The organism is Curvibacter sp. AEP1-3, assembly GCF_002163715.1.
In the GTDB taxonomy this organism is placed as follows: Bacteria; Pseudomonadota; Gammaproteobacteria; order Burkholderiales; family Burkholderiaceae_C; genus Allorhodoferax.
This window is the reverse complement of sequence record NZ_CP015698.1, coordinates 1,928,933-1,946,841: the sequence shown is the minus strand read 5'-3', so window position 1 is coordinate 1,946,841 and position 17,909 is coordinate 1,928,933. Positions and strand designations below refer to the sequence as shown.

At 59.2% G+C, this 17,909-nt stretch carries 16 protein-coding genes and 1 pseudogene; 9 read left to right on the top strand and 8 right to left on the bottom strand.

Annotated features, from left to right (window positions below; translation table 11 throughout):
- Position 1: 1 nt before the first annotated feature.
- The gene (locus AEP_RS09005) at positions 2-907 is read right to left on the bottom strand and encodes a DUF6279 family lipoprotein (RefSeq protein ID WP_087495072.1); all 906 of its coding nucleotides are present in this window, start codon (positions 905-907) and stop codon (positions 2-4) included.
- On the opposite strand from AEP_RS09005, the gene glmU reads away from it, so the two are divergent.
- Both glmU and AEP_RS08995 read left to right on the top strand, forming a co-directional pair.
- Complete coding sequence (gene glmU / locus AEP_RS09000) at positions 906-2,357, top strand: bifunctional UDP-N-acetylglucosamine diphosphorylase/glucosamine-1-phosphate N-acetyltransferase GlmU (protein WP_087495071.1); 1,452 nt, start codon at positions 906-908, stop codon at positions 2,355-2,357. The genes AEP_RS09005 and glmU overlap by 2 nt on opposite strands.
- A 9-nt stretch (positions 2,358-2,366) precedes the next feature.
- A complete protein-coding gene (locus AEP_RS08995; RefSeq protein ID WP_087495070.1) occupies positions 2,367-3,119 on the top strand; it encodes a sensor histidine kinase in 753 nt (250 codons plus the stop codon).
- A 57-nt stretch (positions 3,120-3,176) separates the two neighbouring features.
- On the opposite strand, the gene AEP_RS08990 is transcribed toward AEP_RS08995, so the two are convergent.
- Positions 3,177-3,359: a hypothetical protein gene (locus AEP_RS08990; protein WP_157673118.1), complete on the bottom strand. Its 183-nt coding sequence runs from the start codon at positions 3,357-3,359 to the stop codon at positions 3,177-3,179.
- A gap of 204 nt (positions 3,360-3,563) precedes the next feature.
- Here AEP_RS08990 and AEP_RS08985 point away from each other — a divergent pair, with 204 nt between their 5' ends.
- A complete protein-coding gene (locus AEP_RS08985) occupies positions 3,564-4,508 on the top strand; it encodes a LysR family transcriptional regulator (protein ID WP_087495068.1) in 945 nt (314 codons plus the stop codon).
- Here the strand turns inward: AEP_RS08985 and AEP_RS08980 are convergent.
- The gene (locus AEP_RS08980; RefSeq protein ID WP_087495067.1) at positions 4,505-4,978 is read right to left on the bottom strand and encodes an Lrp/AsnC family transcriptional regulator; all 474 of its coding nucleotides are present in this window, start codon (positions 4,976-4,978) and stop codon (positions 4,505-4,507) included. The genes AEP_RS08985 and AEP_RS08980 overlap by 4 nt on opposite strands.
- Positions 4,979-5,121: 143 nt before the next feature.
- Between AEP_RS08980 and glmS the strand changes: the two genes are divergently transcribed.
- Both glmS and mobB read left to right on the top strand, forming a co-directional pair.
- Positions 5,122-7,038 carry a glutamine--fructose-6-phosphate transaminase (isomerizing) gene (glmS, locus tag AEP_RS08975; protein ID WP_087495066.1) on the top strand — a complete coding sequence of 639 codons (1,917 nt, stop codon included), beginning with the start codon at positions 5,122-5,124 and terminating at the stop codon, positions 7,036-7,038.
- A gap of 17 nt (positions 7,039-7,055) precedes the next feature.
- Positions 7,056-7,568 (top strand): annotated as a pseudogene (mobB, locus tag AEP_RS08970) (molybdopterin-guanine dinucleotide biosynthesis protein B); the annotation flags it as partial.
- Here the strand turns inward: mobB and AEP_RS08965 are convergent.
- Positions 7,565-9,262 (bottom strand): SulP family inorganic anion transporter, encoded by a 1,698-nt coding sequence (locus AEP_RS08965; protein WP_087495064.1) that lies wholly within the window; start codon positions 9,260-9,262, stop codon positions 7,565-7,567. The pseudogene mobB and the gene AEP_RS08965 overlap by 4 nt on opposite strands.
- Positions 9,263-9,380: 118 nt before the next feature.
- Here AEP_RS08965 and AEP_RS08960 point away from each other — a divergent pair, with 118 nt between their 5' ends.
- The 4 genes from AEP_RS08960 to queC all read left to right on the top strand — a co-directional run bounded on the left by AEP_RS08960 (position 9,381) and on the right by queC (position 13,969).
- Positions 9,381-10,826 carry a DUF4139 domain-containing protein gene (locus tag AEP_RS08960; protein ID WP_087495063.1) on the top strand — a complete coding sequence of 482 codons (1,446 nt, stop codon included), beginning with the start codon at positions 9,381-9,383 and terminating at the stop codon, positions 10,824-10,826.
- Between the two features lie 55 nt (positions 10,827-10,881).
- A complete protein-coding gene (locus AEP_RS08955) occupies positions 10,882-12,477 on the top strand; it encodes a methyl-accepting chemotaxis protein (RefSeq protein WP_087495062.1) in 1,596 nt (531 codons plus the stop codon).
- Positions 12,478-12,667: 190 nt separating this feature from the next.
- Positions 12,668-13,165, top strand: coding sequence for a hypothetical protein (locus tag AEP_RS08950; protein ID WP_157673117.1), 498 nt, complete (start codon positions 12,668-12,670; stop codon positions 13,163-13,165).
- 66 nt (positions 13,166-13,231) lie between these two features.
- The gene (gene queC, locus AEP_RS08945; protein WP_087495060.1) at positions 13,232-13,969 is read left to right on the top strand and encodes a 7-cyano-7-deazaguanine synthase QueC; all 738 of its coding nucleotides are present in this window, start codon (positions 13,232-13,234) and stop codon (positions 13,967-13,969) included.
- Here queC and AEP_RS08940 read toward each other — a convergent pair.
- The 4 genes from AEP_RS08940 to AEP_RS08925 form a co-directional block, all read right to left on the bottom strand.
- Positions 13,927-15,750 (bottom strand): ABC transporter ATP-binding protein/permease, encoded by a 1,824-nt coding sequence (locus AEP_RS08940; protein ID WP_087495059.1) that lies wholly within the window; start codon positions 15,748-15,750, stop codon positions 13,927-13,929. The two genes, queC and AEP_RS08940, sit on opposite strands and share 43 nt — an antisense overlap.
- A 94-nt stretch (positions 15,751-15,844) precedes the next feature.
- Positions 15,845-16,096 (bottom strand): hypothetical protein, encoded by a 252-nt coding sequence (locus AEP_RS08935; RefSeq protein WP_087495058.1) that lies wholly within the window; start codon positions 16,094-16,096, stop codon positions 15,845-15,847.
- Between the two features lie 92 nt (positions 16,097-16,188).
- Positions 16,189-17,082: a 5'-nucleotidase gene (locus AEP_RS08930; protein ID WP_087495057.1), complete on the bottom strand. Its 894-nt coding sequence runs from the start codon at positions 17,080-17,082 to the stop codon at positions 16,189-16,191.
- A gap of 9 nt (positions 17,083-17,091) precedes the next feature.
- Positions 17,092-17,898 carry an SPFH domain-containing protein gene (locus tag AEP_RS08925; protein ID WP_087495056.1) on the bottom strand — a complete coding sequence of 269 codons (807 nt, stop codon included), beginning with the start codon at positions 17,896-17,898 and terminating at the stop codon, positions 17,092-17,094.
- Positions 17,899-17,909 lie beyond the last annotated feature (11 nt).

Sequence of the window (17,909 nt, the reverse complement as noted above, 5' to 3'; positions counted from 1 at the left end):
TTCAGCGTTGCATCAGAGCGCGAACATCGTTTTCGTAGCCCTGCAAGGTTTGCTGCAGTTTGGTGCGCTGGGCCAGGCTGGTGGCATTGTGAAGCTCTGCGGCAGATTCACAGAAATGGCTGCGAATCCGTTCGGTGTATTGCACAAACGTGGTGTCAGGCGACTGCAGGCTGCGCACCAACAGGGCCCGCATTTCGGCCTGCACTTGAATCTCACTGGACGCTCCGGCTTTGAGCGCGCGCAGGGTTTGGAGTGCGTCTCTCTGCCGCCGCAACACCTCTTTATATTGGATGGCCGCATCGAAAGGCGAGCTTTCCAGTTGGCTGCGGATCAGCGCTTTCTGGACGTCGGTGAGCCGGCCGTAAAAGCCTTCGGCCCGATCAATGGTGGTTTTCAGGCGCCGGCTCAGTCGTTCCTGCGGGGACCCGTCCAGCCATTCCTCCCGCCATTCCGCATTGCGCTTGTCCCATGAGCGGGCCAAATGGTCTAACTGGGCGTTGCTCAATGTGGGGCCCAGCGCCAAGGCCGTCGGCGTGGCGCGGTCGAGCACGGCCTGGAACCGGCCTTCAAGGTAGCGCGATAGCTGGCATACCTGATCGGCAGCCACGGGCTGGGGAGACGCGGCTTGTAGGTTCTTGAGCATTTCGGCAACTGCGGGCAACTCTTCTTTGCGGTGCCATGTCTGCAGGGCATTCAAGTCATTGCGCAGGCGCGCGCTCTGCGCGCTGTCGAGGTCCAGAAAGCCATCCAGCCACCAGTAGGTGAGGTCGGGGGCGTTGTTGTAGGCCAGTCGCACCGCGCCGCAACCTGTCAGGGTCAGACCCGCTGCCAGCAGGCAGATAATGGCGCACCAGCGCCGGGCTACACCCCCCGCGCGAACTAACGTTCCAGAATTCAACAAAGGCATGGCATTGACTTCCAATCCCCATCTTTCAAGTGGCGCACCGGCACACGCTCCGGTGGACGTGGTCATTATGGCGGCGGGCAAAGGCACCCGCATGCGCAGCAAAATCCCGAAAGTCCTGCAGCGCTTGGCCGGGCGCCCCTTGTTGCAGCATGTGGTGGAAACCGCCGCGGACCTTCAGGCCCGTCACGTGGTGGTGATCACCGGCCACAGTGCTATGGAAGTGGAAGCGGCTTGCGCAGATTTCACGGGCGCTAGCGCCGGATTTGCCTTGAATTTTGTGCGCCAGGAGCCGCAGCTCGGCACCGGCCATGCCGTGCAGCAAGCCGCGCCGGTGCTGCCGGACGATGGCGTGGTGGTGGTGCTCTCCGGCGACGTGCCCTTGACGCAATCCGATACCTTGTTCCACCTCATTCAGGCCTGTGGCGGCAACAAACTCGCGCTGCTCACACTGGAACAAAGTAACCCGGCTGGCTACGGGCGCATCGTGCGCGATGCGGGTGGCGCGGTGCAAGCCATTGTGGAGCACAAAGATGCTTCAGAGGCACAACGTGCGATCACAGAGATTTACAGCGGCATCATGGCGGTGCCTGCGGCGCAGCTCAAAACCTGGTTGGCACGCCTGGACAACAAAAACGCCCAGGGCGAGTACTACCTGACCGACGTGGTGAAGTTTGCTGTGTCCGATGGCGTGGCGGTGGTGGGGCACAAGATTTCGGATCCCGTGCAAGTGGCCGGGGTGAATAGTCCGGTGCAGCTGGCTGAACTGGAGCGTGCCTATCAATCGCAGCAAGCCCACCGTTTGATGGACGAAGGCGTGCGGCTGGCCGACCCTGCGCGCATCGATGTGCGTGGCGACCTGTTGTGCGCTCATGACGTCAGCATCGATGTGAATTGTGTTTTTTCGGGTCAGGTGAGTCTGGGCGAGGGAGTGTCGATCGGCGCGAACTGTGTGATCGCCAACTGTGTGATCGAGGCGGGCGCAGTAATTCACCCCTTCACTCACATTGATGGCGAGAAGTTGGGCGTGACAGTGGGTGCAGGCGCGTTGATTGGCCCCTTCGCCCGCTTGCGCCCTGGCGCCAAGTTGGGCGCGGAGGTGCATATCGGCAATTTTGTGGAGGTGAAGAATTCCACCCTAGCCGCCGGCGCCAAAGCCAACCACTTGGCTTATTTGGGCGATGCCACAGTCGGTGAGCGGGTGAACTATGGCGCAGGCAGCATTACCGCTAACTACGACGGCGCCAACAAACACCGCACTGTCATTGAGGCGGATGTGCATGTGGGCAGCAATTGCGTGTTGGTCGCGCCCGTCACCATTGGAGCAGGCGGAACCATTGGTGGCGGCTCCACCATTACCAAGAGCACCGAAGCCGGTGCCCTGAGTGTGGCGCGCGGTAAACAGGTGAGCATTGCCAACTGGAGCCGTCCGGCAAAGAAACCCAAAGCCTGAGAGGTGAACATGCACAGCAGCGAGCACCGGTTGCAACAACGTATCCAAGAGTTGGAGGTAGAACTTGCCGCCAGCCGCGCTGAGCTGCAGGAGTTCACCTACACCGTGTCTCACGACCTGCGGGCGCCGCTACGCCATCTGGTGTCGTTTGCGCGTTTGCTGGAGGAGGAAGCCGGTGCCCAGCTCACTGGCGAAAGTGCTGACTTTCTGCGCACCATCACGGCCTCCGCCGATCACATGGGCGTGTTGCTGGACGCTTTAACGGCCCTGTCCCGCCTTGGGGCTGTACAGGCACTGCCGGGTGCTGTTGAACTGGCTCCCGTGGTGGAGTCATGCGTGCGGGAGGTGCAGGCAGGCTTTGTTGATCGAGTTGTCGCTGTGACTGTGGATGTGCCCGCCCCGCTCGAGGTGCTGGCTGATGAGGCCATAGTTCGGCAAGCGCTGTCAAAGGTTCTGGCCAATGCCTTCAAATTTACGGCCAAGGTGGCGGAGCCTGTGATTTCCGTGTCGGTCCATCAAGCTCCGGAGGGAAAGGTGCAGCTGTGGGTGGAAGACAACGGTGCCGGTTTCAACCCGGCGATGCAAGACAAGTTGTTTAAGGTGTTTGGCCGATTGCATTCCGCCAAGCAGTTTCCCGGTTTGGGTGTGGGCCTGCTGACGGCTCAACGCCTGCTGGCCAAAGTGGGCGCGACCATCAGCCTTGTGCCCAGAGAGCAGGGCGGCGCGCTGGCATGTCTGTCTTTCCCACAGGCAAAAAAATAGCCCGGCGGTGCCGGGCTGGTGAGGGTTGCGCTTACGGCCTGTGGGCCGTAGTGCGGATTACCACTTCTTGATTTTGTCCAGGTCAGCGTAAGCGTCAGCGGACTTGCCGTCAGCTGCCTTGGCGGCAACGGCTTGCTTGTCGGCAGCCTTGGCATCGGTAGCAGCGTCAGTAGCGAAAGCTTGACCGGCCAACAAAGAGCCGAGAACCAAGGTGATAGCAGCAAAAGTAGTCTTGTTCATGATGAAGTTCCTTTCAAAGTTGAAGATTCCGCTCCGGCGGGTTTCAGTCCGTCTGAACAGCATCGATGGGGCGTTTATTTCGTTTGCGTCTCGTCGATGGGATGAACTGTAAAATTTCTCAAAACAAAGATAAACTATCCAAATAGAACTTCAGCGTTGCTGATTTGGAAACAATCGAGTTCTTGTTGAGAAAAGGAAAGTGCTATGGACCGGTTGCAATCCATGCGGGTGTTTCAGCGAGTCATTGACGAAGGCGGTTTTGCAGCTGCCGCGCGAGCCTTGGATATGTCGCCGGCCGTTGTGACGCGACTGGTGGCCGATCTGGAAGAACACTTGGGGACCCGTTTGGTCCACCGTTCGACGCGGAAAGTTTCTTTGAGTGAAGCCGGTGAGGCCTATCTGGCCCGGGTGCGCGCCATTCTTCAGGACATTGACGAGGCTGATGCCTTAGCCAATTTGCATACCCAGGAGCTTGCCGGGGAGCTGCATGTGCTGGCCACGCCGGTGCTGGCCACCTACTTGTTGGCTCCCTTGCTGGCTGGGTTCCGTGCCAAGTACCCCAAGATCACGCTGCACATCCGGGTGGAATCGTTTGAAGAGCCCTCGGTCGAAGAGCATGATGTGACACTTTTTGCGGCAGATGAGGCATACGACGGCACCATCGTGGCCCGGAAAATTGCGACGACGCACGGCATTCTGGTGGCAGCGCCTTCGTATTTGCAGCGCAAAGGCATACCTCAAACTCCCGATGAGCTGGTCGCACACGATTGTTTGGAGCTTTCGGGCAGCATTGCCCGCCACAAGCGTTGGCACTTGCGCAATGAAACGAATCCGCAAGAAACGGTGGACTTGAATCTCACACCGGTGATCAGCTCGAACCACATTGAAACCCTGATTGCCGCCACGCTGGACGGTGTGGGCATCACCCCTTGCACCGTGGAGTTGGTGGGGCCATTGCTGGCCACAGGTGAGTTGGTGCGCGTGCTCGCGCCTTGGGTGGCGGGGCAGGTGCACTTGTATGCAGCATTGCCCAGCCGCCAGTATTTGCCGCGTCGCACCCGCGTGTTCCTGGATTACCTCACAGAGCAAACCGCCCTGATGCTGGCTGATGCCCAAGCGGTATGCGGCGGCATGAGCGGCTTGCGTTAGCGCAGTGGCAGTTCTGCGCCGAATTTGCTGCGCTTGACGCTGAAAAACGCTTTCACGTTGCGCACATTGGCATCGCTTGTGAAAAGACGTTGCGTGATCGCCTGATAGTCCGGCATGTCTTTGGCGTGCACTACCAGACAAAAATCAGGACCGGGTGACACGCGATAGCACTGTTGCACGCTGAAGTCGTCCGCCACCCGGGCTTCAAACTTTTCCAGCGCGCCGGTGTCCTGCCGGTCCAGCGTGATTTCCACAATGGCGGTCAGACCATGGCCTATGACCTCTGCCATGCGCTGCGGGTTCAGGATGGCGACTTGCCGCTCAATCAACCCGGCGTCATGCAAGCGCTTGACCCGGCGCAAGCAGGTAGGGGGCGAGGTATGCACCCGCTCTGCCAGGGCCTGATTGCTCAAGCTGGCATCCACTTGCAATTGCGCCAGCAGTTGAAGGTCGGTAAGGTCTAGCTCCATCAATTCAAAATTAATAAAATAATGAATTTAAATTTCAGAATGAAGATTGAGTGAAATTTTCATTCAATTGATATAAAAAAACAAGCATAAATTTCTTAGAAAAGTTCTACCATCCACACCATTGTTTGAATTGGAGACTGTCTATGTGTGGCATCGTCGGCGCGGTTTCGACCCGCAACATCGTTCCCGTATTGGTTCAAGGCCTGGAGCGGCTGGAGTACCGGGGGTATGACTCCTGTGGCGTGGCGGTGTATGCGCAAGACGAAGCTAGTAACGGTGGCGCTCCGTTCAATGGCTTGCGACGTGCCCGCAGTACGTCTCGCGTGGCCGAGCTGGTTGAGCAAGTGGCGGCTGGTGCCGTACAAGGGCACCTGGGCATTGCTCACACACGCTGGGCCACGCACGGAGCTCCGGTGGTGCATAACGCGCATCCCCATTTCAGCCACGGCCCCGGTGCGGATGCAGAGAGCAAACCCGGCCGGATTGCACTGGTCCACAACGGAATCATCGAAAACCACGATGACCTGCGATTGGCTCTGAAAGCCAAGGGCTATGTCTTTCACAGCCAAACCGATACGGAAGTTATTGCCCACCTGATCGACAGTATTTACGACGGCGACTTGTTCGAGGCGGTCAAAGCCGCCGTCTTGCAGTTGCACGGCGCTTATGCGATTGCCGTGTTTTGCAAAGACGAGCCGCACCGGCTGGTCGGTGCGCGGGCTGGCTCGCCGCTGATACTGGGTGTCGGCAAAGACGGGCAAGAACATTTTTTGGCCAGCGATGCGATGGCGCTCGCAGGTGTGACGGACCAGATCGTCTACCTCGAAGAAGGCGATGTGGTGGACTTGCAGTTGGGCAAGTACTGGCTGGTGGACAGGGCACACAAAGCGGTTGCACCTGCGCAGCGCCCGGTCAAAACCGTGCTGGCCCACAGCGGTGCCGCAGAGCTGGGGCCCTACCGCCACTACATGCAGAAGGAAATCTTCGAGCAACCCCGCGCGATTGCCGACACGCTCGAAGGCGTGGAAGGCATAGTCCCCGAGTTGTTTGACCAGCAAGCGAACCACGCACCCGGCGCTAACGCTGCGCGGGTGTTCAAGCAGATTGACAGCGTTTTGATTCTGGCCTGCGGCACCAGTTATTACAGCGGATGCGCGGCCAAGTACTGGATCGAGAGCATTGCCAAGATCCCGTGCAATGTAGAAGTGGCCAGCGAGTACCGATATCGCGACTCCGTGCCGAACCCGAACACCTTGGTCGTCACGATCACGCAGAGTGGAGAGACAGCCGACACCTTGGCAGCATTGCGTCACGCCCAGTCGTTAGGTATGCAGAACACGCTGACCATCTGCAATGTGGCGACCAGTGCCATGGTGCGCGAATGCAGCTTGGCGTATGTGACCCGCGCAGGCGTGGAAATCGGGGTGGCGTCTACCAAGGCCTTCACCACGCAGTTGGCCGGTCTGTTCCTGTTGACGTTGTGCCTGGCGCAAGCCAAGGGTCGCTTGAGCGATGCGGAAGAGGCTCGCCACCTCAAAGCCATGCGCCACCTGCCGGCCGCGCTGCAAGCAGTTCTGGCCCTGGAGCCTCAGGTGATGGCATGGGCGGAAGACTTTGCCAAGAAAGAAAATGCCTTGTTCTTGGGCCGTGGCTTGCACTACCCCATTGCCATGGAAGGCGCGCTCAAGCTCAAGGAGATCACCTACATCCACGCCGAAGCATATGCCGCCGGTGAACTCAAGCATGGCCCCTTGGCTTTGGTAACCAGCGAGATGCCGGTGGTGACGGTGGCGCCTAACGACGCACTGTTGGAAAAACTCAAGAGCAATATGCACGAGGTGCGCGCTCGTGGCGGCGTGCTGTATGTCTTGGCCGATGCGGATACCAAGATCGAGAGTGGCGAAGGCTTGCATGTGATCCGCATGCCAGAGCACTATGGTGAGCTCTCTCCTTTGCTCCACGTAGTGCCCTTGCAGCTGCTCTCTTATCACACCGCCTGCGCGCGAGGGACCGATGTCGACAAGCCGCGCAATCTGGCCAAGAGCGTGACCGTCGAGTAAATCTGTACATGCGCTTTTTCGGCATCGCTGGTCACTCCGGCATGGGTAAAACCACCTTGCTGGAGCGGCTGATTCCCGAGCTTACCGGACGGGGAATGCGGGTATCACTGATCAAGCACAGCCACAAAGACATCGAGATCGACCGGCCGGGCAAGGACTCGTTCCGCCTGCGCGAAGCAGGATGCTCCGAAGTACTGTTGTTGGGGCGGGAACGTTGGGCACTGATGCATGAATTGCGTGGCCAACCCGAACCCTCGCTGGACTATCTGCTGGATCGCATGCAGGCCTGTGACCTGGTACTGGTCGAAGGCTTTAAAGGTGGTGAGTTTCCCAAACTGGAAGTCTGGCGTGCCAGCGAGGGCAAGGCCACGCTTTGGCCCGCGTGGCCCGGCGTGATTGCGGTTGCCAGCGATTCTGCGTCGCACCCCAGAAACGTGCCGCATTTGGACTTGAGCGATGTCGGTCGGATAGCAGACTTTGTGCTCGCGCACGCAGCACAACGCTTGCCCCAAGAGTCCTTCGCGTCCTAAATAGCGAGTGCTGCGTCCGCAGCGGGAAGTCTTTTGCTCTGCAAAACATGGAATGCTTCAGATACCGACTGAAACACCTGGCCTGACAAGCCGGTCCACAGCTCGGTGTGCATCAACCGGTCTTGCACCGGGCCTTTGACCTCTGCGAAATGGAGCTTTATGCCGCGTTCTTGCAGATCGCGGTTGATGTCTGCGAGAACTTCCATGGCTGAAGTGTCAACGCGGTTGACCGCAGTCATCACCAAGACTACATCTTCAATCTGTTCTGATTGTCCCAATTCCAGGCTCAGGCGGGCTTCGACCGCTTGCAGGTTACCGAAGAACAGACTCTCATCGATACGCAGCAACAGCGCGTGCGGCAAGGTCTCAGTCTCGTAGCGTTCTACATTCCGGAAGGTAGATGTACCCGGCAACCGACCGAGAGCTGCAATATGCGGTGCGCTGGAACGCCACAGCAGCGTCGCCAAGGACAGTCCTATGCCCATGGCTATTCCGGTGTCCAAACCGAGAGCAAGCACCCCCATAGCGGTACCCAGCCACGCAATCGCATCTGCACGGTCGTAACCCCAAGCTTGGCGCAGTGCTCGCACATCAATCATCCCCCAGGCGGCCACCACAATGCTGGCAGCCAGCACTGCCAGCGGGAGTTTGGCCAGCCATTCCGTGCCCACCAGTACCAATATCACCATCGAAAGCCCCGAGACCACGCCGGCCAGAGGCGTTTGCGCGCCGGCCGCCACGTTGATGGCAGACCGAGACAAGCCCCCACCCACGGGCATGCCACCACTAAAGGCCGCAGCAATGTTGGCTGCGCCCAAGCCGGTCAGCTCCCGATTCGCATCGATGCGCTCCCGCCGTTTGGCGGCAAGTGCTTGTGCCATGGTGATGCACTGCACCATGCCGATGAAGGAAATCAGCAAGGTAGGCCCCGCCAATGCTTGGAGGGACGCCAACTCCGGCAGGGTAAACACCTGAGACATTCCATCCAGGCGGATGGCGCCTACCACTGCTACCGCATGCTTGGAATCCAAATCAAGTGAGGAGACGACAAGAGTGGTCACCAGCAACACCAGCAAGGGCGAGATGCGCATCCACACCGGCCAATGCTTGAGCCCCAAGCGGGCCGCGGTGAGCGCCGCAATGGAAGCCAGACCCAGCATCAAGGTGACTTGATTGGTGTTGGGTAGCTGCTGAGCCAGGAGGCGCAGGGTCTGGCCCGTGGAATTGCTTTGAACTTCAACACCAAGAATGAATTTGGCTTGGCTCACCATGATCAATACGGCCGACCCGGCAACGAAACCGCTGACAACCGGGCGGCTCAAAAGCTGGGACAGAAAGCCCAGCCTCGCCACGCCGCATGCAGCGATCAGCAGGCCGGATGACAAACTCAGCCAAGCTGCCAGTTGGATGTAGTGCGCTGAACTGGGTTGGGCGATCGGACTCAACACGCTGTACGTCATGATGGCTGTGATGGCTACAGGTCCTACCGCTTGCACCATGCTGCTTCCGAGCAAGGCATAAGCGATGGCGGGCAATATGCTCACATAGAGCCCCGCCTGCGGAGGCAAGCCCGCCAATAGTGCATAGGCCAGACTCTGCGGTATGACCAGAACGGTGAGTACCAGACCGGCAAGGACGTCGTCCCGCAAATGGTGGCGGGGGTAGTGTTGGATCCAGTGCGGTATCAGGGCCATGCACTATGCTAACCGCCGGCCAAACGCCGGGTGAAATTTGGTAACACAATGCAAGCGCGTCAGCCCATCCTCGGTCCAGGGCGTTGTGCGCATAGATTGTTTCAACAAAAGGATATTCATGCGCGTTTCTGCTCCTTTCGCTGCCAGTAGTGTGCTGCTTAGTTTTGCTTTGTCCGGCCATGCACAACCAGTGGAGCAGCGCAGCAGCTTGGCTGACCAGCAGGAAGTCGCTGTCACCATCTATAACGAGAACCTGGCGCTCGTGAAAGACGTGCGCAAGATCCCGTTCAAGAGCGGCCCGCTGGCTCTTGCATTTCGTGACGTGAGCGCACGCATGCGGCCTGAAACGGCTTTGCTGCGCAGCCTGAGTTCGCCAGGCGCCCTGAAGGTACAGGAGCAGAACTTTGATTTTGACCTGCTAACCCCCCAGAAAATGCTTGAGAAATATGTAGGCCGGCAGGTCAAGGTCGTGCGCACGAATGCGGCAACTGGCCAGGAAACGGTAGAAGCTGCCACGGTGCTTTCGGCCAATAACGGAGTCGTCTTGAAGATCGGCGACCGCATAGAAACCGGTGTCCCCGGACGGCTGGTCTTTGACGATGTGCCAGCCAATCTCCGCGATCGCCCCACACTGGTCATGTCTTTGAACAACACCGGTGCAGCCAGCCAGGATGTGGAGCTCAGTTACCTGACGGGTGGCCTGTCCTGGAAGGCCGATTACGTGGTCGAATTAAATGCTGCGGACGATGCCATTGACATGTCGGGCTGGGTCACGTTGACCAATACCAGTGGTGCCTCTTACCGCAACGCCAAACTCCAGTTGGTGGCCGGCGACGTGAATCAGGCTGCACCGGAAATGGCTGTTCGCGGGAGGGCGGTATTGATGGCGGCTCCGGCCATGGCCAAGGCGGACAGCTCCATGGCAGAAGAGTCCTTGTTCGAATACCACCTCTACACCCTAGACCGTCCGACCACCATCGCCGAAAATCAGACCAAACAGGTGGCCTTGCTCTCCGCCAACGGCGTGCCGGCCCGCAAAGAAATGGTGCTGCAAGGTGGCGACTACTATTACCAGGGCGCGTCTGGTGAGCTGGGCCAAAAGCTCAAGGTAGGTGTGTTTCTGGAGTTCGACAACAAAGACAATGCCCGTTTGGGCTTGCCTCTGCCCAAAGGGGTGGTCCGGGTCTACAAGAAAGACAGTGCCGGCAATGCACAGTTCATCGGTGAAGACCGGATCGAGCACATTCCCAAAAATGAAAAGGTCCGCCTCAAGCTGGGCAATGCGTTTGACGTCACGGCAGACAAGAAGCAAACCGACTTCAAACGCCTGCCCAACGCCGGCAAATACGGATTTGTGTCAGAGAGTGCGTATGAGATCGTGCTCAAGAACGCCAAAAAAGAAGCGGTCACTGTGACGGTGCAGGAGCCCATCCCCGGTGATTGGCAGATCCTGAGCACCAGCCAGGCACACACCAAGGCCGCGTCAAACATGGCTGTCTGGAAGGTGACAGTTCCCGCAGAAGGCAAAGCTGTTTTGACCTACCGCACACTCGTGCGCTATTGACCGGCACGGCGCTTTGTCCTGATACTGCGGGCCACCCGTTTTCAGGATAGAGCGTATGAAGAATTTCAGCATCGCACTCAAACTCTGGTTGCCGGCCATCTCGGTCAGTGTGGCTTTGGTAGCCATGGCGTCAGGCTCCGCTATCCGGACCATCCGCTCCCAGGCCATGACCGTGGCCGAGCAGTCGGAACAGCAAAGCAAACTCGAAATGAGTGCCCGTTGGTACGGTCTGGCACAAGCCCAGGCCTTGCGTGGCATCGGGGCTGCCCTGTCCACGGATGCGGCTGCATCTGAACTGCTGATATCTGGCAGGGAGTCCGGTGCGCGCGAAGAATCGCAATTGCAGGCGGATCTTGAGCGCTTGATGCAGAGTCCCGCGGAGCGGGCGGCTCTGGATGCGGTCAAGGCCAAGGCGCTATCGTTAAAGGCGTCCATTGCCAAAGCGGAATCTTTGCGTGCCGGTGGGGACACCGCGGCAGTTCTCGCTGAAATCCGATCTACCACCCAGCCAGAGCTCACCGCTTTTCTTGCGGCACAGCAAGCTTTGGTGAAATTGACGGAAGAAGGCGCTACAGCTCTGCGGGACAAGGCCGGCGCCGAACGCATGCGTACTGTGTGGTCCGTGGCCGGCATCATGGCCCTGATCATTGCATTGATCTCCATCGGCACGCGCATGTTGCAGCGCAATGTGTGTGATCCGCTGGACGAGGTAGTCAGAGTCGCCAAGTCCATCGGCGAAGGCGATTTGAGTGTGCGCATCCACACCGATCGCAAAGACGAAATGGGTGACGTGCTCCGTTCGCTCGCGCACATGGCTCAATCTTTGGCAGAACTGGTAGGGCAGGTTCACAAATCCACCGGAAGTATCACGGTGGCCAGTTCGGAAATTGCCCACGGAAATCAGGATCTCTCCAACCGGACGGAAACCACGGCTTACAACTTGCAGCGGGCAGCTTCCTCCATGGAGCGCTTGAATGGTTCCGTCCAACAGTCGGCTGAGGCAGCCCGCCAAGCCAATGCCATGGCCGGTTCTGCCTATTCAGTTGCGGAGAACGGCGGGGAATCGGTTTCTAAAGTGGTGAGCACCATGCATTCGATCCACGGCTCATCCCGCAAGATCGTTGACATTATTTCGGTGATTGACGGCATTGCATTCCAGACCAATATTCTGGCCCTGAATGCTGCGGTCGAGGCCGCTCGAGCCGGTGAGCAGGGACGGGGTTTTGCGGTGGTGGCCAGTGAAGTGCGTGCCTTGGCCGGTCGCAGTGCCGAAGCCGCCAAGGAGATCAAAACCCTGATCACCAGCTCGGTAGAAAGTGTGGAGCACGGCTCGCAGCTCGTAGACGGCGCCGGACAAACCATCCAAGGCGTGGTGGAGGCGGTGCAGAAAGTCAGTGGAATCATTGCGGAAATCACTGCATCCACCGCTGAGCAAAGCCAGGACATGCATGAAGTAAGCGCGGCGGTCAGTGAATTGGAACAAATGACCCAGCAGAATGCCGCATTGGTGGAGCAGAGCGCAGCGGCGGCGGCTTCCCTGCGTGAACAGGCTGCATTGCTGGATCAATTGGTGGGGCGGTTTACCTTGCCTTCAGCACCCGCGACTTCCGGCGCCGGTCCGGCTGCACTTCTGGGCTTCGAGCCCGCCTGACGAACCCGACAACCCCGTGCAATGCGGGGTTTGCACCTCTTTGGTGCAATAGAGCGTGCTTTGGGCCCGGGTCTTGGCAATTTTTTTCGAATATTTTTGGAAAAAGGCCTAAATAACCCCCTAAATCTGCCGTTAAGAAACGTACGTCAACTCCTAAAAGCCACCGGAGGGGCCGAAAGGCCTACCCAAAATGCAACTGCCAACCATTGAACGAACCCCGAATATGCGCCCCGCCGGCGCAGATGCGGTGTCGTCTGGGGCAAATAGGGTTATCCCAGTTGCTCCGGTCAACCCGTCTGTGAGTGCCACCACGTCGATCGAGTCCACGCCGGACGTGATTGACAAGGTGAACCCGGCACTCAAGCCCCAGTCCAGTGGAGAAGCGCCATATCAAAGTGTGTCTGATCCGTCGATCAAGGGCTCCGAGGCAGCCGTGCCCAAGGATTGGACTATTCATCGGCCGGAGAAGGAAAAAGTGGAGGACCCTCCGCCCAAACCTATCTCGCAGGTGCTGATGGACCACCTCAAGACCATGTGGACGGCCAGTGCCAGCGCCGTCCAAATTGAGCAGGTCAAGAACCAGGTGAGCACACCCCAGCCTATATCCCCCGCCGAGGTGCCGGGGCAGTTGGCCAAACAAGCCTTGGTCTACACGCCCAGCAAGGTCAAGAAGACCGAAAACCTGTAGCAGCCGATTGCGCTGTACCGCAGGGCCCGCAACGCAGAAGGTGCGCGGTGTTCTAACATCGCGGTCATGCATACCTCCGCACTTGTACTTTTTTCCGGTGGCCAGGACTCCACGACCTGCCTCGCCCACGCCCTGGCGCGCTACGAGCGCGTAGAAACCATCGCTTTTGACTACCGCCAACGCCACAACGTGGAGCTGGCGGCGCGGCTGAACGTGCTGCGCGAGATCACGACCCGCTTTCCGCAATGGGCAGTCAAGCTCGGCGAAGACCACTTGCTGGACCTGGCGGTGCTGGGTGAGGTGAGTGAGACCTCCCTCACACGGGATACAGCGTTCAGGATGGAGGCCAATGGCCTGCCCAACACCTTCGTACCCGGACGCAATCTGCTGTTCATGACCCTGGCAGCGGCTTTGGCCTACCGCCGCGGCTTGCAGGTGATCGTGACCGGTGTCTGCGAAACCGACTTTTCCGGCTACCCCGACTGTCGTGACGACACCATGAAGGCGCTGCAGCTTGCCTTGTCCCTGGGCATGGACCAGCGCTTCCTGATCGAAACACCCCTCATGTGGATCAACAAGGCCCAGACTTGGGAGCTCGCCCATGAATTGGGTGAGCGCTCCGGCGTACAAGGCGGCGGGAATGCGTTGGTTGACTTGGTTGTCGAGCACACCCATACCTGCTACCTGGGCGACCGCACCCATCGCCACGCCTGGGGCTACGGCTGCGGCACTTGCCCGGCATGTGAACTCCGGGCTAAGGGTTATGCCGGCTTTGTAGACAAGGTAAACAAAGCAGCAGCCTGAGGCGCAGAGCTGCCAGCGTCTGCGGCAGCAGCACGAGACTCCAACACCCAACGCTGGTTGTGGAATGCCGCCACGCCCGGCCGGTGGGCGATGGACACCAAAGCCCCGCCCCGCTGGGCCACCACATCGCACAGGCGCTGGTAGAGCGCGGCCTCGGCCGCTTCGTCCAGTGCACTGGTGGCTTCGTCCGCAAACAACCATTGCGGTTTCTTGAGCAGCACCCGGGCAATGGCCAGGCGCTGTTGTTCCCCGCCCGAGAGTTTCTGGCTCCATGCATCCACGGTGTCGAGCGCATCTGCCAGGTGGGGCAGCATTGCGTCCCGCAGCACCTGCTGCAACTCGGCGTCGCTGTAACGGGTAGCTACCTCCGGGTAGGCGAGCGCCTCACGCAAGGGTCCGTTGGGGAAGTAAGCACGCTGAGGCAAGAACATGCTGTCAGCGGGTAGATCCACGGCACCTTGTGCGTAGGGCCATATACCGGCCAATGTGCGGAACAGGGTGGATTTGCCACTGCCTGACGGGCCTTGCAACAGAATGCGGTCGCCCGGTTGTGCATGCAGGCGGGTGTGTTCCAGCAGCGTGGTGCCGTTGGGAAGGGCAATGCGCAGAGGCTCAGTATCCAAAGGACCTGCGGTTGCTATAGTTTTGGTAGATGCTTGCGCAGATTCCACCTGCGCCAGAGCCTTGAAAGACTCTTCAAAGCCGGTCAGTCGGTCGGTCGTGGCGCGCCAGCTGGCCAGGCTGCTGTAAGTGTCCACAAACCAGCTCAGTGACCCTTGGACCTGTCCGAATGCCCCAGAGATTTGCGTGAGTTGTCCCAGTTGAATGGCACCGCTAAAGAAGCGCGGGGCCGCCACTACAAACGGAAACACCACGGCGGCTTGCCCGAAGAAGCTGGTGAACCAGATCAAGCCCTTCTGCGCCTTGATGAGCGCCAGGTTGTTGGCCAGTACCCGGCTGAAACGCTGGGCCATCTGCTCGCGCACTACGTTCTCGCCACGGTCAAACGCAATGGATTCGCTGTATTCGCGGGCGCGCACCATGTGGTGGCGGAAGTCCGCCTCCACGCGCTGCTGTTCGAAGTTGAGGGGGATTTGCTTGCGACCGATGTAATGGGTAATCACGCTCCCTACAGCGCAGTACAGCACCGCCATCCAGACCATGAAGCCGGGTATGGAGTATTGCTGCCCGGCCAATGTGAAAGCAAAGGCGCCTGAGAGTGACCACAAAATTCCCACAAAGCTCACCAAAGTGACCACGGAATTCAACAGACCCATGCTCAAGGAGATGGTGAAGGTAGTGAACTGGTTGATGTCCTCCTGGATACGCTGGTCAGGGTTGTCCGGGTTGGCACCGTGGGCGTGTGCGGATGGCGCGAAACGCGCCAACTCCAGTCGATAAAAAGCCTGGTGTGACATCCACTTGTGCAGGTAGTGGTTGGTCATCCACGCGCGCCAACGCATCTCGAGCAGCTGCGTCAGATAAAACTTGTAGACCGCGATGACGATGAAGCCGAACGCGAGGTAGGTGAAGCGGCCCAATTGCTCCCAGAAGACGGCGGCATTCTTTTCCTGCAGCGAGTCATAGAAAAGCCGGTTCCAGTCATTGAAAACCACTGCCATGTAAACCAGCGCGAGGTTGAGGGCCACGATAGCCGCCAGCATGCCGCGGGCCTTCCATTTGTCTTCCGACGAAAAGTAGGGAGTGGACAGTGCCACGGCGCGAAGAATGAATGCTTTGAACGTCGCCCATTTGGCGGACGCGGATGCCACAAATGCCATGCAGAAAATCTCGGTTGGAAGTCGGGGCCGGCCGTGCGGAATGCACCAAGCCTGAAGCTAGCGGGATATTAGCGCCCGCCGCATAGCCCGAGGCCTAAAGGTTCTGAAAACCGCTCTGGTGCGGATCGCTGGAGGGCGCCTCGTGACCGTCAGCCGGGTCATGGGGGGCGCTGGCTGGTTGTCGCGCACGCACCAGCTCGGAGGCGCGGTGGTAACCCACTATTGCCAGTCGTCGCCACGCTTCCGCGTTGGCAGACAAGGTCTGCTCGACACCGGGGTGCTCATGCGCCGCATCCCTGCTGCGCGGGGGGGCAGGTGAGTTGGGGGGAATGCGTGCGAAGGACATGACATGCAGGATAGACCTGCATGTCCTGCGTGTCAGTCGGTTTTACATTGGTTTACCAAAGCAGCTCCGGCTTTTACACGCTTGAAACAAATCTAGTTGCGCACGCCACTTGCCACATGGCCGCTGGGGACATGACGGGCTGCAGATTCGATGTGTCCTGTCTGGTCGTCAAAGAAGAAGTCCGGCTCGAACTCGCGCAGGAACTCGCCTTTGTCGAGGCCGCCCAGGAACATGGCTTCGTCGACTTCAATGTTCCAGTCCATCAGGGTGCGGATGGCACGTTCGTGCGCGGGTGCACTGCGGGCGGTGACCAGCGCCGTGCGGATGCGCATGTGCGGAATGGCGGCCTGTTGCATGCGGTGCAAGGCGACCAGCAGGGGCTTGAAGGGGCCGTCGGGCAGGGGCTGGCCCACCTTGTCCATCTCGTGTTTCTGGAAAGCAGTCAGGCCGCCGCTCTGGTACACCTGCTCTGCCTCGTCGCTGAAAAGCACGGCGTCGCCGTCAAAGGCAATGCGAACTTCGGCGGGGTGTGCGTCGCTGGCATGTGCGCTGTGGGGGTAGACCTGCGCAGCAGGCACGCCGGCTGCCAGGGCGTCGCGCACGTCTTTGAGGTGGGTGCTCAAAAACAGGTTAGCCCGCAAAGGCTTGAGATAGCGCCAGGGCGACTCGCCTCGGGTGAACGAGCAGCGAATGATAGGCAGCGCATAGTGCGCCGCACTGCGCATGACGCGCAAGCCGCTGACGGGGTCGTTGCGCGAAAGGATGACCACCTCCACCCGCTGCGACGGAGTTTCGTTGAAGGCCAGCAGCTTTTTCACCAGCGAAAAGGCAACCCCGGGCTTGGCAGGTACATCCAGCCGCTCGCGCTGGAGCTGCATGTAGGCGTGGTCGTCGGTTTGTTCGAAGACCTGGTTCTCTTCTTCAAAGTCAAACAAAGCACGGCTGGAGATGGCGACCACCAGCTTGCCGTCGAGGGTCAGTCCCATGGGGATTCCTTATTTCGCATTCACGATGCCCTTGAAGTCATAGGGCACCACAATGGTTTGTACTTTGCCGTTGGCCACACCTTCGGCGATCTTGAGGTTGGCCATGGCATTCATGTAGCCGATGGCGCCTGCATTGGCGTTCAGGGCCGCAATGCGCTCCGCCTCTTTCTTGGCGGTTTGCACTTCCACTTCTTTGGTCTTGAGTTCGTTCTGGGCACGCACCAGTTCATTGGCGCTTTGCACAATGACATCGGCCGGCGTGATCGCACGCACCTGCACTTGAGACACGGTGATCTTGTCACCCAGCTTCTCGTCCGTCAGGGTTTTGATGATGTTCTCGCGGATTTGTTGTTCCATCAATGGCCGGTTGTCCGCCATCTTGAGCGACTCGTAACCCCGTGCCACTTTGTACGCAGCGTTGCGGGCGCTCAGCGCCACGTAGTTCTGCATCAGCAGAATGTCGCCGCCTTTGTCAGAGATGCCGTGGAAGGTGCGGTTTTTGGTGGTCCACAGCTCAGACACGGCCGAGGGGTTCACGTTGTAGACCACCGTCATGTCGAAGTCTTTGATGGTGGAGTTGTCCGAGGCCAGCGGAGTCATGTTGTCTACGCCAACCGCAACATCCTGAATCTTGAAGGTCAGGATTTCACCGATGACGGTCTGGTTGAACGAGCCCGGTAGCCGCTCTGTCGGATCAACGGTTTTGTCGAAGTTGATGCGCAAACCCACCTCGCCGGATTCAATGCGGGTACAGCCGCTGAGGGTGATCAGACCGGCGATGAGCGCCAGAGAGAGAGTCAGAGAACGCAGTTGCACGAGACCTCCTT